The organism is Pseudomonas cuatrocienegasensis, from assembly GCF_900110925.1.
Lineage (GTDB): Bacteria > Pseudomonadota > Gammaproteobacteria > Pseudomonadales > Pseudomonadaceae > Aquipseudomonas > Aquipseudomonas cuatrocienegasensis.
In genome coordinates, this window is record NZ_FOFP01000016.1 from 1 (window position 1) to 15,120 (window position 15,120).

14 protein-coding genes, 2 tRNA genes and 1 pseudogene are annotated in these 15,120 nt (G+C 61.6%); 10 read left to right on the top strand and 7 right to left on the bottom strand.

All coding sequences use genetic code 11. The annotated features are described in order from the left end of the window. From BMW49_RS18920 to argF, 3 genes and pseudogenes are all read right to left on the bottom strand, one after another. Positions 1-206: pseudogene (locus tag BMW49_RS18920) on the bottom strand (IS110 family transposase); the annotation flags it as partial. Between the two features lie 182 nt (positions 207-388). Continuing rightward, on the bottom strand, positions 389-1,498 hold the full coding sequence (locus BMW49_RS18925; RefSeq protein ID WP_069518649.1) for an ABC transporter ATP-binding protein: 1,110 nt from the start codon (positions 1,496-1,498) through the stop codon (positions 389-391). Beyond that, a complete protein-coding gene (gene argF / locus BMW49_RS18930) occupies positions 1,495-2,415 on the bottom strand; it encodes an ornithine carbamoyltransferase (protein ID WP_069518647.1) in 921 nt (306 codons plus the stop codon). Before argF ends, BMW49_RS18925 begins: the two co-directional genes overlap by 4 nt. A gap of 231 nt (positions 2,416-2,646) precedes the next feature. Between argF and BMW49_RS18935 the strand changes: the two genes are divergently transcribed. From BMW49_RS18935 to BMW49_RS18945, 3 genes are all read left to right on the top strand, one after another. Further along, a complete protein-coding gene (locus BMW49_RS18935; protein ID WP_069518645.1) occupies positions 2,647-3,357 on the top strand; it encodes an AzlC family ABC transporter permease in 711 nt (236 codons plus the stop codon). Next, a complete protein-coding gene (locus tag BMW49_RS18940) occupies positions 3,357-3,686 on the top strand; it encodes an AzlD domain-containing protein (protein ID WP_069518642.1) in 330 nt (109 codons plus the stop codon). Before BMW49_RS18935 ends, BMW49_RS18940 begins: the two co-directional genes overlap by 1 nt. Before the next feature lie 112 nt (positions 3,687-3,798). Further along, a complete protein-coding gene (locus tag BMW49_RS18945) occupies positions 3,799-5,673 on the top strand; it encodes an MFS transporter (protein ID WP_069518640.1) in 1,875 nt (624 codons plus the stop codon). Positions 5,674-5,720: 47 nt separating this feature from the next. On the opposite strand, the gene BMW49_RS18950 is transcribed toward BMW49_RS18945, so the two are convergent. Together BMW49_RS18950 and rdgC are read right to left on the bottom strand one after the other, a co-directional pair. Continuing rightward, a complete protein-coding gene (locus tag BMW49_RS18950; protein WP_069518639.1) occupies positions 5,721-6,677 on the bottom strand; it encodes a bile acid:sodium symporter family protein in 957 nt (318 codons plus the stop codon). Positions 6,678-6,734: 57 nt separating this feature from the next. Continuing rightward, positions 6,735-7,655, bottom strand: coding sequence for a recombination-associated protein RdgC (gene rdgC, locus BMW49_RS18955; RefSeq protein ID WP_069518637.1), 921 nt, complete (start codon positions 7,653-7,655; stop codon positions 6,735-6,737). A 285-nt stretch (positions 7,656-7,940) separates the two neighbouring features. On the opposite strand from rdgC, the gene BMW49_RS18960 reads away from it, so the two are divergent. From BMW49_RS18960 to BMW49_RS18990, 7 genes are all read left to right on the top strand, one after another. Then, positions 7,941-8,016 (top strand) — tRNA-Val (locus tag BMW49_RS18960). A gap of 21 nt (positions 8,017-8,037) precedes the next feature. Beyond that, positions 8,038-8,114: transfer RNA gene (locus BMW49_RS18965), tRNA-Asp, on the top strand. Between the two features lie 197 nt (positions 8,115-8,311). Then, positions 8,312-9,028: a BamJ family beta-barrel-assembly machinery protein gene (gene bamJ, locus BMW49_RS18970; RefSeq protein WP_069518635.1), complete on the top strand. Its 717-nt coding sequence runs from the start codon at positions 8,312-8,314 to the stop codon at positions 9,026-9,028. 369 nt (positions 9,029-9,397) lie between these two features. Continuing rightward, positions 9,398-9,841 (top strand): YkvA family protein, encoded by a 444-nt coding sequence (locus tag BMW49_RS18975; protein WP_069518633.1) that lies wholly within the window; start codon positions 9,398-9,400, stop codon positions 9,839-9,841. 101 nt (positions 9,842-9,942) lie between these two features. Continuing rightward, entirely contained in the window at positions 9,943-10,266 is a 324-nt protein-coding gene (locus tag BMW49_RS18980; protein WP_069518631.1) for a helix-turn-helix domain-containing protein, read from the top strand. Beyond that, positions 10,263-10,628, top strand: a complete 366-nt coding sequence (locus tag BMW49_RS18985; protein ID WP_069518629.1) for a hypothetical protein — start codon at positions 10,263-10,265, stop codon at positions 10,626-10,628. The genes BMW49_RS18980 and BMW49_RS18985 overlap by 4 nt, the downstream gene beginning before the upstream one ends. After that, entirely contained in the window at positions 10,629-11,093 is a 465-nt protein-coding gene (locus BMW49_RS18990; protein WP_069518627.1) for an SEL1-like repeat protein, read from the top strand. It abuts the gene before it with no gap. Positions 11,094-11,115: 22 nt separating this feature from the next. Here BMW49_RS18990 and BMW49_RS18995 read toward each other — a convergent pair whose 3' ends face one another. Both BMW49_RS18995 and BMW49_RS19000 read right to left on the bottom strand, forming a co-directional pair. After that, positions 11,116-12,876 (bottom strand): bifunctional diguanylate cyclase/phosphodiesterase, encoded by a 1,761-nt coding sequence (locus BMW49_RS18995; RefSeq protein WP_069518625.1) that lies wholly within the window; start codon positions 12,874-12,876, stop codon positions 11,116-11,118. A gap of 96 nt (positions 12,877-12,972) precedes the next feature. Beyond that, positions 12,973-15,057, bottom strand: a complete 2,085-nt coding sequence (locus tag BMW49_RS19000; protein WP_069518623.1) for a carboxy terminal-processing peptidase — start codon at positions 15,055-15,057, stop codon at positions 12,973-12,975. Positions 15,058-15,120 lie beyond the last annotated feature (63 nt).

The window sequence follows — 15,120 nt, forward strand, 5'->3', positions numbered from 1 at the left end:
CCGTAGCCGCAGGGGCCGGCCTCGTAGCAGAAACTCAACGCCTCGCCCGACTGGCTCAACTGCTTGAGCAGCTTACGCAGCGCGGCGGCACTGTTCTCAATAGTACCGTGATAGTACGGATCACCACGCCCCGTCCGGGCCACTGCCACGGCAATTGTCGCTTTGTGTACGTCCAAACCCACATAGACTTGGTTAAACTCATTCATGACCTGTCCCCCTCGATGCGGCTCTGTGTTGAAGGTGTTTCCCACCCCGAAAACATAACCCGCGTTCTCGAGGTGGGGCAGGTCAATCCATGATGTCTACGAAAAGCAATCGGTGCTGTGCAATACAGCACTGGGACATCGCCTTGCGTCCCGGCCGCTTCGGAGCGTCAACAGATCCTAAGCTAGCTGGCGCTGCTGTAGCGGCGTACGCCGGACTCACCCAGGTTGACCTGGGCGGCGATGCTGCCCGGCGCAGCGAACACCACCAGATGGTCGGCGGCGACGCGGATGCCGACATTCTGACCGGGCTGGTGGTCGGCGTGGCTGGGGAAAATCGCCTCTAGCTGGCTGCCGGTGGCGAGCTGCAAACGGTACAGGGTCGCTGCACCGAGGAAGGTCTTGCCAACGATCAGAGCCTGCAAATCACTGTCGGGGGCGTAGACGATATCATCGGGGCGCAGCAGCACATCCACGGCGCTGCCGGTGGGCCAGGTGTAGGCACGGTTACCGCGGATCAGACCGAGTTCGGTCTGCACAGCATCCGGGCTGAGCAACTGGCCGCGGATAAAGTAGCCCTGGCCGATAAAGCTTGCGACAAAGGGCGTCAGCGGCTCGTGGTAGAGGTTGAATGGGGTGTCCCATTGTTCCAGGCGACCGCGGTTGAACACCCCGACATGGTCGCTGACGGCAAAGGCTTCTTCCTGATCATGGGTGACCAGAATCGCGCTGGTACCGCGCGCTTTAAGAATGTCGCGCACCTCATGGCTCAGGCGTCGGCGCAGCTCGCCGTCGAGGTTGGAAAACGGCTCGTCGAGTAGTAACAACTGTGGTGCCGGGGCCAGCGCCCTGGCCAGGGCCACGCGCTGTTGCTGACCGCCTGACAGTTCATGGGGGTAACGTTTACCCAGGGCATCGAGTTTGACCAAGGCCAGCAGCTCGGCGGTGACCTGGCTGCAGTCGGCCTGCTTGCGAATGCCGAACGCGACGTTCTCGGCCACCGTCAGGTGCGGGAACAGGGCGTAATCCTGGAACACCATACCGATGCGCCGCTTCTCCGGGGCCAGGGTGTAGCCGGCGCGGGAAATCACCGTATCGGCCAACTGAATCTCGCCTTCGAGCACCGGCTCGAAGCCGGCAATGGCGCGCAAAGTAGTGGTCTTGCCGCAACCGGAGGGGCCGAGCAGGCAGCCGATATCGCCGGCATTGAGGTGCAGATTGAGATTCTGCACCACCGTATGGGCGTGATACCCGCAGCTCAGGTCACGCAGGTTCAGCAGCAGGGGTTGGCTCATGCGTGGTGGTACGCCGGCTCAACGAGAAATTCGAGCAATGCCTTTTGTGCGTGCAAGCGGTTTTCAGCCTGATCCCAGGCGGCCGAGCGTGGGTCGTCGAGCAGGTCCATGCTGATTTCCTCGCCGCGATGCGCCGGCAAACAGTGCAGGAACAACACCTCGGGCGCAGCGCTGTCGAGCAGTGCACGGGTCACCTGGTAGGGCGCGAAGAGGCTCTTGCGCTCGGCAATCTCGTCTTCCTGGCCCATGGAGGCCCAGACATCGGTGCTGACCAGGTGGGCGCCCTCGACCGCTTCGCGCGGGTCGCGCAGCACCCGTACCCGGTCACCGGCTTCGGCCAGCAGGGCCGCGTTGGGCTCATAACCCTCGGGGCAGGCGACGCGCAGCTGGAAGTCGAACTGCAGCGCCGCCTCTATATAGGAGTTGCACATGTTATTGCCGTCGCCGATCCACACTACGGTCTTGCCTTTGATGCTGCCGCGATGTTCCTGGAAGGTCTGCATGTCGGCCAGCAACTGGCAGGGGTGCAGGTCATCGGACAGGCCGTTGATCACCGGTACCCGCGAATTGGCGGCGAACTCGGTGAGCGTGCTGTGGGCAAAGGTGCGGATCATCACGGCATCGAGCATGCGTGACATGACGATGGCGGCATCGCCGATCGGTTCGCCACGGCCGAGCTGGGTGTCGCGCGGCGAAAGAAAGATGGCCTGGCCGCCGAGCTGGATCATGCCGGCTTCAAACGACAGGCGCGTGCGGGTCGAGGCTTTCTCGAAGATCATGCCCAGCACGCGATTTTTCAGCGGCTCGAAGAGTACGCCGCGGTCGCGCAAGTCCTTCAGCTCCATACCGCGGCGGATCAGGCTCACCAGTTCGGCCGGTGTGCAGTCCTTCAGCGAGAGAAAGTGTCTTGCGCTCATCCTTAACTACCTTTTGACAACAGAGCGCAGGTTCAAGGGCCAGGTGTAACGGACAAAAACGGCAGAACCTGCGGCTGGAAGCCGCACAGGGCGACGAAACGGGGAAGCCGCGATCTTATAAGCAAATGACGCACGCTTACAACTCGCCACCATGGGCAGTTGTGTCGCGCAAGATCGTACAAGACGTGCCGGCGCGCGCCGGGTAGGGTGGCGCGCTCTGGAGAGTGCATCATGACCCGTCAACACGAGTTCACCCAAGGCGCCCGCGACATGCTGCCCATGCTGCTCGGCGCCATCCCCTTCGGCATCATCTATGGCAGCCTGGCCGGCGCTGCCGGACTCAGCACCTGGCAGGCGCTGGGTATGTCGCTGCTGGTATTCGCCGGCTCCGCGCAGTTTATCGCCCTGAGCCTGCTGGGCGCGGGCGTTGGTCTGGCAGTGCTGCTGCTCACCACTTTTGTGGTCAACCTGCGCCATGCGTTGTACAGCGCCAGCCTGCAACCCCATGTACGGCAGCTGCCCAAGCGCTGGCGCATGCCCCTGGCCTTCTGGCTCACCGATGAGGCTTACGCGGTGGTGGTGCATCGTTATGCAGCGTCCGATGCCTCGCCGAACAAGCACTGGTACTTTCTTGGCGCAGCCCTGGCGATGTACCTGAACTGGCAGCTGTGTACCCTGGTGGGCGTTTTGTTCGGCCAGCAGGTGCCCAACCTGGAAGCCTGGGGGCTGGACTTCGCCATGCTCGCGACCTTTATCGGGATTGTCGTGCCGATGCTGCGCAACCGTCCACAGGTGGCTGCCGCCCTGGTTGCCGCTGGCGTGGCCCTGGTCTGCCATGGGCTGCCCTACAAACTCGGTCTGCTAGCGGCGGCGTTTAGCGGGATTGTGCTGGGGGTGCTGCTCGAGCGCCGCGCCCAGAGCCGTGTTTTGGAGGTGTGCTGATGGAAAACTGGCTACTTATCGCCGGCATGCTGGCGATCACCTTTGCCACCCGTTACAGCCTGTTCGCGTTTCCTGATCTGCGTTTCCCGACGCTGGTGCGTCAGGGCCTGCACTACGTACCGACGGCGGTGCTCACGGCCATCGTGGTACCGGGGATGCTGTTGCCCGATGGCCAGCACTGGCAGTTGGGCCTGGATAATGCGTACCTCTGGGCCGGGCTGGCGGCGATTGCGATTGCCGCGTTCACCCGGCATCTGCTGGCTACTATCGGTGGTGGTTTTCTGCTGTTCTTTCTGCTGCGCTGGGCGATGGGACAGCTGCCGCTGTAACGGCTGCGGTTTGTTGGTAGGCTGATGCAAAAATGGCCCGGCTCGTGGGTTTTCACGCAGCCGGCCATTGCTTGCCAGCCCACACCAGTCGGCCATTACAGGGATACGGACGATGACCCCCCATTCGCAATTCGCTCTGCTGCGCAGTCGGCGTTTTCTGCCGTTCTTCGTGACCCAACTGCTTGGCGCGTTCAATGACAATATTTTCAAGCAGTCGCTGATTCTCGTCATCCTGTTCAAGCTGACGGTCAATGCCGACCGTGATTTCTTGATCAACCTCTGCGCCTTGCTGTTCATCCTGCCGTTTTTTCTGTTTTCTGCGCTCGGTGGCCAGTTTGGCGAAAAGTTCGCCAAGGATCGGCTGATCCGCGCCATCAAGTTCGCCGAGATTGTGATCATGCTGGCGGGTGCGGCGGGCGTGCTGTTCAACAACCTGCCGCTGATGTTGGCGGTGCTGTTCGCCATGGGTACGCAGTCGGCGCTGTTCGGCCCGGTGAAGTATTCGATCCTGCCGCAGCACCTTGAAGAGCATGAGTTGGTTGGCGGTAATGCGTTGGTGGAGATGGGCACCTTTCTGGCTATTCTCGCCGGGACCATCTGCGCCGGCATCATGATGGCCGGCAGTGCCTACGCCAATTGGGTCGCCAGCGCCGTGGTAGTGGTGGCTGTGCTGGGCTTTATCGCCAGTTGCAAGATCCCCCGTGCTGCTGCGGCGCTGCCCGAGCTGCCGCTCGACTGGAACATCTTTCGCCAGTCCTGGCGCACCCTGAAGATGGGCCTGGGGCAACGCCCTGCGGTATCACGCTCGATGGTCGGCAACTCCTGGTTCTGGTTTCTCGGCGCGGTGTACCTGACGCAGATACCGGCCTATTCCAAGGAGTGGCTGCACGGCGATGAAAGCGTGGTCACCCTGATTCTCACGGTGTTCTCGATTGGCATTGCCCTGGGCTCGATGCTCTGTGAGCGCATGAGTGGGCACAAGGTCGAGATCGGTCTGGTGCCCTTTGGCTCCATCGGCCTGACCCTGTTCGGTCTGTTGCTGTGGTGGCACTCCGGCGGCTTCCCTCAGGATGTGCAGCCGCACGATTGGCTGGGCGTGCTGAGTTACGGGCAGGCCTGGTGGATTCTCGGTTCGGTGATGGGCATTGGCCTGTTCGGCGGGTTCTATATCGTGCCGCTGTACGCGCTGATTCAGTCGCGCACCGCGGCCCACGAGCGCTCGCGGGTGATCGCCGCCAACAATATTCTCAACGCGCTGTTCATGGTGGTCTCGGCCATCGTCTCGATCCTCTTTCTGAGCGTGGCCGAGCTGTCGATTCCGCAGTTGTTCCTGGTGATCTCGCTGATGAACATCGCGGTCAGCAGCTACATCTTCAAGGTCGTGCCCGAGTTCAGCATGCGCTTTTTGATCTGGCTGCTCGGCCATTCGCTGTACCGGGTCGAACACAAGGGGCTGGATGCCATTCCGGAGGAGGGTGCTGCGGTGCTGGTGTGTAACCACGTTTCCTTCGTCGATGCCCTGCTGATTGGTGGCGCTGTGCGCCGGCCGATTCGCTTTGTCATGTACTACAAGATCTACCGGCTGCCGGTGCTCAATTTCATCTTCCGCACGGCCGGTACGGTGCCGATTGCTGGGCGCAACGAAGACCCGCTGGTGTATGACGCTGCGTTCAAGAAGATCGCCGAGTACCTGCGCGATGGTGAGCTGGTGTGCATCTTCCCTGAAGGCAAGCTGACGGCCGATGGCGAGATCGACACCTTCCGCGCCGGAGTCGAGCGCATCCTTGCGGAGAATCCGGTGCCGGTGGTGCCGATGGCGCTGCAGGGGCTGTGGGGCAGTTTCTTCAGCCGGGCACCGGGCAAGCGGTTGTTCCGCCGAATCTGGTCACGGGTCGGGCTGGTTGCAGGTGCGCCTGTGGCACCAGAGATGGCGCGTTGCGAACTGTTGCAAGTGCAGGTCACCGCGCTGCGCGGCGAGCGTCGCTAAGCCTATAGCGCCCCGCTCGAATAGCAGGCGGGGCGCCGGCAGGTGCCTTAGGCTTTCTGTTCGGGCGCCTGTTTGGAGGCATCGTCGAGGCGCCGGTAGAGCGTCGCAACCAGCGGGCCGGAGAGGTTGTGCCAGACGCTGAACAGCGCGCTGGGCACCGCCGCCAGCGGCGAGAAGTGGGCACTGGCCAAGGCGGCGCCGAGACCGGAGTTCTGCATGCCGACCTCAATCGACAGGGTCTTGCTCTGCGCCAGCGGCAGGCCGAATACACGCCCCGCAAGAAAGCCCAGGCCCAGGCCGATGCCGTTGTGTAGCACCACCACCGCCATGATCAGCAGACCGGATTCGGCGATCCGCGCCTGGCTGGCGGCCACCACCGCAGCGACGATGGCCACAATGCTCAGCACCGAGATAAGCGGTAGCACTTCCACGGCCAGCTGTACCCGGTTGCCCAGCAAACGCCGCACGATGAGCCCCAATACGATGGGCAGCAGGACCATTTTCAGAATCGAGATAAACATCGCCGAGAACGACACAGGCAACCACTCGGATGCCAGTGCCCAGATCAGCGAGGGCGTCACCAGGGGCGCGAGCAGGGTGGTCACGGCGGTGATCGATACCGACAGGGCAACATCGCCGCGGGCGAACCAGGTCATGACGTTGGAGGCCGTGCCGCCAGGGCAGCAGCCGACCAGAATTACCCCCACTGCGATTTCTGCTGGCAGCGCCAGCGCCTTGCACAGCAACCAGGCAAGGCCCGGCATGATGATGAATTGTGCGAGTACGCCGAGGGCGACCCACAGTGGGCGGCGGGCGACCTCGCGGAAATCCTCGGCCTTGAGCGTCAGGCCCATGCCGAACATGATCAAACCGAGCAGCGGCACGATCCAGGCAGTCAGCGGCAAGAATGCTGCGGGTAGCAGGAACGCCAGCACGGCGAACAGCAGCACCCAGAGGGCAAAGGTATTGCCGACAAAGCGGCTGAGAGCGATCAGGGCGCGCATGGGCGGTTTCCTTCAAGGCATAGAAAAAGGGCCGCCAAGTGGCAGCCCTGAGTGGGATCAGAGACCCTGGGGCGTATCTTCGCCGCCGAGGGCTTCGAACAGTGCTGGGAGGAAGTCAACGAAGGTCAGCATCATCAGAGTGAAGCTGGCATCGAGCTGGCCCAGGTTGTCGTCACCGCCATCCTGTTCGGCCTGATCTTGCAGCAGGTCTTCGAAACGCAGGCGCTTGACCACCATTTTGTCGTCGAGCATGAACGACAGCTTGTCCTGCCAGCCCAGGGCCAGTTGCGTGACCTGCTTGCCGGAGCTCATGTGCAGCTGGATTTCATCGCCGGTCAGGTCCTGGCGCTTGCAGCGCACCACGCCGCCGTCTTCATGGGTGTCGCGCAGTTCGCACTCGTCCAGTACATGGAAGTCGGGCGCGGCCTGCTGGTTCTTGACCCAGTCGGTCAGGGTGGCGCTGGGGGCGATCTTCACGGTGAGCGGACGCACCGGCAGCGAGCCCATGGCTTCACGCAGGGTCGAGAGCAGGTCTTCGGCGCGTTTGGCACTGGCCGAGTCGACCAGAATCAGGCCCTGCTTGGGCGCGATGGCGGCGAAGGTCGCGGATTTGCGGATAAAGGCGCGCGGCAGGAAGGCCTGGACGATTTCGTCCTTGAGCTGTTCACGCTCTTTTTTGTAGACCTTGCGCATTTGCTCGGCTTCGATCTCGTCGACCTTTTCCTTGAGCGCGTCACGCACCACGCTACCCGGCAGGATGCGCTCTTCCTTGCGTGCCGCGACCAGCAGGAAGTCGCCGCTGACATGCACCAGCGGGGCGTCGCCGCCTTTGCCGAATGGCGCGATAAAGCCGTAGGTGGTTAGCTCCTGGCTGGCGCAGGGGCGTGCCGGCTTGGCCGCCAGGGCCGCTTCCAGAGCGTCGGCGTCGAAGGGCACGTCTTGGGTGAGGCGGTAGACCAGCAGGTTGCGAAACCACATAAGAGGAACATCTCCTTTAGAACGTATTGAAAGCCGCATGGCGAGGCCATTCGACGAGGTCTCCGGTTAGGAGAGCGGCTTACTATGACCGGTGGGCGCGATTATTGTGCCCGACTACTTCTTACAGGCAGGGCAGGGCATCCGCGTGAGTCGCGCATTATTGTCCCCGCAGGTGCTCCAGGCCAAGCCTGAGCTAACTCCTTGCGGCATCAATAAAAAATTTTTAAAACAGGGCTTGCCAAGGTGCGGAACGCTCTCTAGAATGCGCCCCACTTCGAGAGTGAAGGGTGATTAGCTCAGCTGGGAGAGCATCTGCCTTACAAGCAGAGGGTCGGCGGTTCGATCCCGTCATCACCCACCAAACTCGCTTTAGAGGTTACGCGCAGCGGTAGTTCAGTCGGTTAGAATACCGGCCTGTCACGCCGGGGGTCGCGGGTTCGAGTCCCGTCCGCTGCGCCATTTTTTACTCTGCTTCATCCCGCCCCAGCTTCTCGTGACATCTCTCGCCGCATTCGCCGGCATCTGCAAAAAATCCTTTGAAGACTTGAACTTATCGGGCTTTCTCGGCTCCGATCCGGGTAGCCAGTGATCGTGGCGGCCTGCTAAGCTCGCGCTTTCACTCGATTGCCTACGGGCGCACCGAACAAGGAATAAGCATGAAACAGCATCGTTTAGCAGCGGCAGTCGCTCTGGTGGGCCTGGTCCTGGCCGGTTGCGACTCGCAAACCAGTGATATCAAGCTGGAAAGCCCTGCACAAAAAGCCTCCTACGGCATCGGCCTGAACATGGGCAAGAGCCTGGCTCAGGAAGGCATGGACGATCTGGACTCCAAAGCCGTCGCACTCGGTATCGAAGATGCCATCGGCAAGAAAGAGCAGCGTCTGAAAGATGAAGAGCTGGTCGAAGCATTCGGCTTCCTGCAGAAGCGTGCCGAAGAGCGCATGACCGCGATGAACGAAGAAGCGGCCAAGGCCGGCAAGAAGTTCCTCGAAGAAAACGGCAAGCGCGAAGGCGTGGTGACCACCGAGTCCGGCCTGCAGTACGAAGTGCTGAAGAAAGCCGACGGCGCCCAGCCCAAGCCGACCGATGTGGTCACTGTCCATTACGAAGGCAAGCTGACTGATGGCAGCGTTTTCGACAGCTCGGTTGAGCGCGGCAGCCCCATCGATCTGCCGGTCAGCGGTGTGATCCCAGGTTGGGTCGAAGGCCTGCAACTGATGCACGTTGGCGAGAAGTACAAATTCTACATCCCGAGCGAGCTGGCCTATGGCGAGCAGAGCCCGAGCCCGGCCATTCCGGCCAACTCGGTGCTGGTGTTCGATCTTGAGCTGATCAGCATCAAAGGTGAAGAGCAAGCCGCTCCCGCCCAGTAATTGCTGCTGCTTTGCCATGACGCCCCGTTTCGACGGGGCGTTGTCGTTTATGGGAGCTTAAAGTCGAACCTGGTACCCGTTAAAACTGTCTAAAAAACCACTGGACGACTCGTGGGTGTTACGGTTATGCACATGTTGTCAGACGTTCTCATTAGCCGTTGATGGGGTGCTGGTAAAAACCTTTTGCATTTTTTAACTTGTTGATTTTAAAGGTTTTTTAGTGCTGGGCAAAAAACACGCGATCTGTGCCAAAGCCGCATGAGACGGGCGTTTGCCGCAGTCATCCAGAATCTGTTCACAAGGTTATCCACAGCTTCTGTGGGTAACCACAGGCAGCCCAGTAAGTACGGGGGCTGGCAAGGAGTGATGATGAGTGCACCGTGGAATTTCGTTCGTTACCTGGCGTTGGCGCGCCCATTGTTGCGCGGTGGACGACTGCCGGCACTGCTGCTGGCCGTCTCGCGCAAAGCGGGTCCGCCGGGGGGGCGTTTCAAGGGCGTAATGGCCGACTTGAAGTTATTGCAGGGCTTATGCACAGCGTGGTGGCGGGGTGAATATCGTGCTGTGAGTCGTCAGGCGTTACTCGCGGTAGTAGCGGCGTTACTGTATTTCGTTACCCCACTCGATGCGATCCCCGACTGGCTGCCGGGCATTGGTATGCTCGATGACTTGGCGGTGCTCGCCTGGGTCATGCGTACCTGGCAGGGCGAGCTGGCGGCCTTTCGTGCCTGGCGAGACGCTCAGCCAGTGCAGGCGCAAACCGCACTGGAGCGCTTGCCTGTGGCCGAGCGAGTCGACCCTCCCGCTTTCTGACGTTCGCCTTGGTCGTCCGCACCCATGCAGGCTGCTGTTAAGATGGCAGCCTGTCTGCAGGTGCGAGGGTGTCGGCCTGGATGGCCATGGGGAGACGATAAATGAAAGTGCAAGTGATCAGGCGTGATGGCGAACCGGAATATGCCGTCCTGCCGTGGGGCGAATATCAGGCGCTGCTCGCCGCCGTAGCAGCGCAAGCGCAGCCGGAGAGTGTGACAACGGACACCGCGTCAGCCCCTTCATTGCAGCAATTGACGCAACTGCGTGAGGCCAAGGGCCTGACGGTCGAAGCGCTGGCGCGTGCTGTGGGTATCAGCCCGCATTATCTCGGCATGATCGAATCCGGAGAGCGCCAGCCGGATGCGGCCATCCAGCGCGCGTTGGCCTGGAACCTGGGTATCGAGGCCTGGGAGGCCCTCTCTTGAGCGTGCGCATCAGCCGGCAGCATTGGGATGCTTTGCTCGGTGAGTTGGGCGATGCGCAGCGCCAGCGTCATCTGGTGACCTACCGTGCCCTTATCGAGCGTCTGGCCCTGCCCAGTCCGGCCATGCAAACCCTGGCGGCTGCCCTGGAGCATTTGGCAGCATTGGACGCCCGTGGTGATCGCCCGCTGCGCAGTGCCTTGGTCATCAGCCAGGGGGCGAGCCGTTTGCCGCGTACGGGCTTCTTCGACTGCGCGACACGCCTGGGGCGCTTTCCCGGACCTTCAGATGGCATTGCGGCTGCCTCCTGGCATGCGGCTGAAGTCGCCCGGGTGTTCGAATTCGACTATCCAGAGGCGCTATAGATGCTGCATGCCCTGCGCGCACGATTGAGCTACTGGTTGGCCCGGCGGCTGTTTCACTGGTCCTGGTGGGTAAAACAGCCGCGCGGCTGGCGTTGGCTCGAGGGCCAGTTCGCACGGATGGCGGCGCTGGGTGATCGCGATGCCCAAAGCTTCTACGGGCATATTCTACTGTTTCGCGGACAGGGCTTGGGCGCCCGTCAGGAGGGCCTGCGCTTGTTGCGTCTGGCTGGGGAAGCCGGTGATGGCAAAGCGGCCTACCAGCTTGGCGTGCAATGTTTGCAAGGCGATGTACTGGGCGCCGCCGATGGTCAGCAGGCTGCGCATTGGTGGCAGCTGGCGCTGCGTGCCGGGCATCCCCTGGCGGCGCAGCGCCTGGCGAGCCTTTATCAGGACGGTGCGCCCGGTGTTGAGCCTGATGCGGGAAAAAGCGCCGCGTTTGCCGCCCAGGCCGCCACCTCTAGCTGAGCACGCGCAGTGCTGACATGCCTCATTCGCTAAGGCTGTGGCTATCGATCACATGCAGGCTATAGCCGGGCACGGCCTTGGCCTGACGCTTGGCCTGGGAGGCCAGGTCTGCCAACTGACCGGCATCGAGCTGTGCACAGTGGGCCGGGTGCACATGCACCACGCCGAGTGACAGCGACAGCAGGGCGAACTCCTGGCGCTGGCCCTGGCGGCTGTGGCTGATAAAGCAGCCGGCCTGCAGGTGTTCCTCACGGTAAAAGCGTCGGCACTCGCTTTGAAAGGCATCGAACAACTGGTGCAGGCGGCTGCGCCAGTCTGGCGAGCCAAGAACCAGCAAAAAGTCATCGCCGCCGATATGGCCGACGAAGTCCCGCGCCGGATCGACCCGTTGACCCAGGCAGTGAGCCAGGCACAGCAGCACTTCGTCGCCCTTGGCGTAGCCGTAGAGGTCATTGAATGGTTTGAAGTTGTCGATGTCGACGTAGCAGACCGCAGCCTCACGGCCCTGCTGCAGCAGGCGCGTCAGGCACTGCTGGATAGGCACATTGCCTGGCAGCAGGGTTAGCGGGTTGGCATAGCGTGCTTGCTGGATCTTCATTTCGGTAATCAGTTTGAGCACGTCGATCACTCGGCCCAATCCCCGGTATTGGCCTTCCGAGGTGATGATGAAGTCTTCTTCGATACGTTGTCGGGCACGGCTGGTGAGCAGGCGGCTGACCTTCTGCAGCGACTGGCCAATGTCCACGGCGAGAAAATCCCGGCTCATCAGGCGGCTGATCGGTTTGCGGGCGAACAGGTCGGCCGCGAAGGGCTTGAGTAGGGCCTCGGACAGCGAGTGGCGATGGACGATGCCCACGGGGCAGTGTTCGGCATCGAGCACCGCCATTGAGTTGAGGTTGGCCTGGGCGCTGAATGCAGCCAGGACGTTGGCAATCACCGTGTTCTGCTCGACAGCGCCCTGTTCCAGCAACAGGCGCGACAGGTCACTGGTTTCTTCGCTGATACTCGGTGGCGTGGGCTCTATGCGGCGCAGCAGGGCGCGGGCATCGGTCGGCGGAACATCCTGAGGACGGCACAGCAGATAGCCCTGCAGCAGGTCGACGCCCATGTCGGCCAGCACTGCCAGCTCTTCGTCCAGTTCGATGCCTTCGGCAATCACCAGGGCGCGGGAGGCCTTGGCCATTTGCAGAATGGAGCCGACGAATTCGCGCTTAACCGCATCCTGGTGGATACCATCGATAAAGTGCCGGTCGATTTTTACGTAGTCAGGACGCAGCTCCGACCACAGGCGCAGGCTTGAGTAACCGGCGCCCAGGTCGTCCAGGGCGATGGAGAAACCCATGGCGCGGTAGTGGTGCAGGGCGGTATCGAGCAGGCTGAAGTCGTGGGTCGGCGACTGCTCGGTGAGTTCGATAACCACGTCAGCGGGCGCGATGCCGTAGGTTTGCAGCAGTTGCAGAGTGCGTCCTGGCTGGTGGTTGGCTTCCAGCAGAGACTCCGGGGAGACGTTCAGAAACAGCTTGCCAGGGAGTTTGAGCTCACTGAAGCGTTTGCAGGCGCTCTTGCGGCAGGCCAGTTCCAGCTCGCTTAGTCGGCCAGCCTGGCGAGCCACGGCGAACAGGTTGATCGGTGAGTGCAGAGGACTATTGGACGGCCCACGGGTGAGCGCTTCATAGCCAAGGATGCGTTGCTCCGAGAGTGAAACGATGGGCTGGAACAGGCTGGATAACTCGGCGTGGGCGAGAATGTGCCCCAGCGCGCTCAACTGCTCGGTAACGGTCATGAGGCCTCTGTCCACAAATGCGAAGGGGCTGATCGTCTACACGATCAGCCCCTGCATTTCACGACACTTTCGTGACGGTTTGATGACGCCTGAGCGTTACTGCTTGGCCAGGTGCGTGTTGAGGTTGAGGTAGTCGAGCAGGATGTGCCCGCTTTCAGCCAGGAAGGCATCGTCCTGAGGCTTGGTCTTGTCTTCAAGCTCAGCAGCGGCGACGTCTTCGTCCTCTTCCTTGAGTTCGGTCAGGATGGTTTCACCCTTGGCTTCGCGGCGGTTGTTTTCGATCGCCAGTTGCTGGGCTTCGATGTCGGCCTGCTGCTTGCGCCGGGTCTGCTCGTTGAGGCTGACGGTTTTCTCATCCATCAGGCGCGTCGCCAGGGCCAGGCGTTCGCGGGCGAAGGCAAAGTCCGGATTGCTCGCAGTGCGGGTTTCGAAACGGCTCTGCAGTTCGGCCAGGAAAGGCTTGATCGGGTCCAGTTCGGGCTTGATCGCCGGGCGGATACTGTCCCATGGCATGGCCTCGGGCAGGGCGCTCTCGCCGATTTCCTTGGTGTTCATCACGTCCGGGTACTGGATGTCAGGGATCACCCCCTGGTGTTGAGTGCTCTGCCCGGAAACCCGGTAGAACTTCGCCAGGGTCAGCTTCAGCTCGCCGTGGTTGAGCGGCTGAATGGTCTGCACCGTGCCTTTACCGAAGGTCTGGCCACCGAGAATCAGGGCGCGGTGGTAGTCCTGCATGGCGCCGGCGAAAATCTCCGAGGCCGAGGCCGACAGGCGATTGACCAGGACCGCGAGCGGGCCTTTGTAGAAGGTGCCGGGGTTCTCGTCAGCCAGCACATCGACGCGGCCGTCACTGTTGCGTACCAGCACGGTTGGGCCTTGTTCGATAAACAGGCCAGTCAGCTCGGTGGCTTCCTGCAGCGAGCCGCCACCGTTGTTGCGCAGATCGATGACCACACCGTCGACCTTCTCGGCCTGCAATTCGGTCAGCAGGCGTTTGACGTCACGCGTGGTGCTCTTGTACTCGGGGTCGCCAGCACGGAATGCCTTGAAATCCAGGTAGAACGCCGGAATTTCGATCACGCCCAGCTTGTAGTCGCGGCCTTCATGTTGCAGTTCGATCACCGACTTCTTCGCGGCCTGCTCTTCCAGCTTGACCGCCTCACGGGTGATGCTGACAACCTTGCTGGTCTGGTCATTCGGCGCGTTGCTGGCCGGGATTACTTCCAGGCGAACGTTGGAACCCTTGGGGCCGCGGATCAGCTTGACCACTTCATCCAGGCGCCAGCCGATCACGTCGACCATTTCCTTGTCGCCCTGGGCCACGCCGATGATCTTGTCGGCCGGGGCAATCTGCTTGCTCTTTTCCGCGGGGCCTGCCGGCACCAGGCGCACGATCTTGACGTGCTCGTTGTCACTTTGCAGCACCGCACCGATGCCTTCGAGCGACAGACTCATATTGATGTCGAAGTTTTCTGCGTTGTCCGGCGACAGGTAAGTGGTGTGCGGGTCGTAAGACATCGCGAAGGCGTTGATGTAGGTCTGGAAAATGTCTTCGCCACGGGTCTGCTGCAGGCGTGCCTGCTGCGCCTTGTAGCGTTTGACCAGCAGCTCCTGGATATCCTTGGGTTCCTTGCCGGCGATCTTCAGGCGCAGCACTTCGTCTTTCACGCGCTTGCGCCAGAGGTCGTCGAGGGCGGCGATATCCTTGGCCCAGGGCGCATTCTCGCGGTCGATAAGCAGGGTTTCGTCAACGCTGAAATCGATGTTGTCCACGCCTTTTTTCAGCATGTTCAGCGCGAAATTCAGGCGGCCTTGCAGACGCTCGAGGTGACGTTTGTAGATGGCGAAGCCGGGTTCCAGATTGCCGTTTTTCAGCAGATCGTCGAACTGGGTGCTCCAGCGATCGAATTCGGCGATATCGCCCGCGGTGAAATAGCTGCGCGAGGGGTCGAGCATCTTCAGGTAGCCCTGATAGATTTTTACCGAGCGCTCGTCGTCCAGCGGCGGCTTGTTGTAATGATGGCGGTTGAGCAGCTCCACCACATTGAGGCTGGCGATGACCTGTTCGCGGTCCGGCTGCAGATACTCCCATGGGTCTGCTGCGCTGGTCTTTGCCGCCACGGGCAGGGCGCTCCACCCAAGGAGGAGGGCGAGGGTTACGCTGAACACTGAACGCTTCATGCTGATTCGACTTTGGGGCAATTGATAACGCATATTAGGCCATCTATCCGGGCGCCAGGTTCC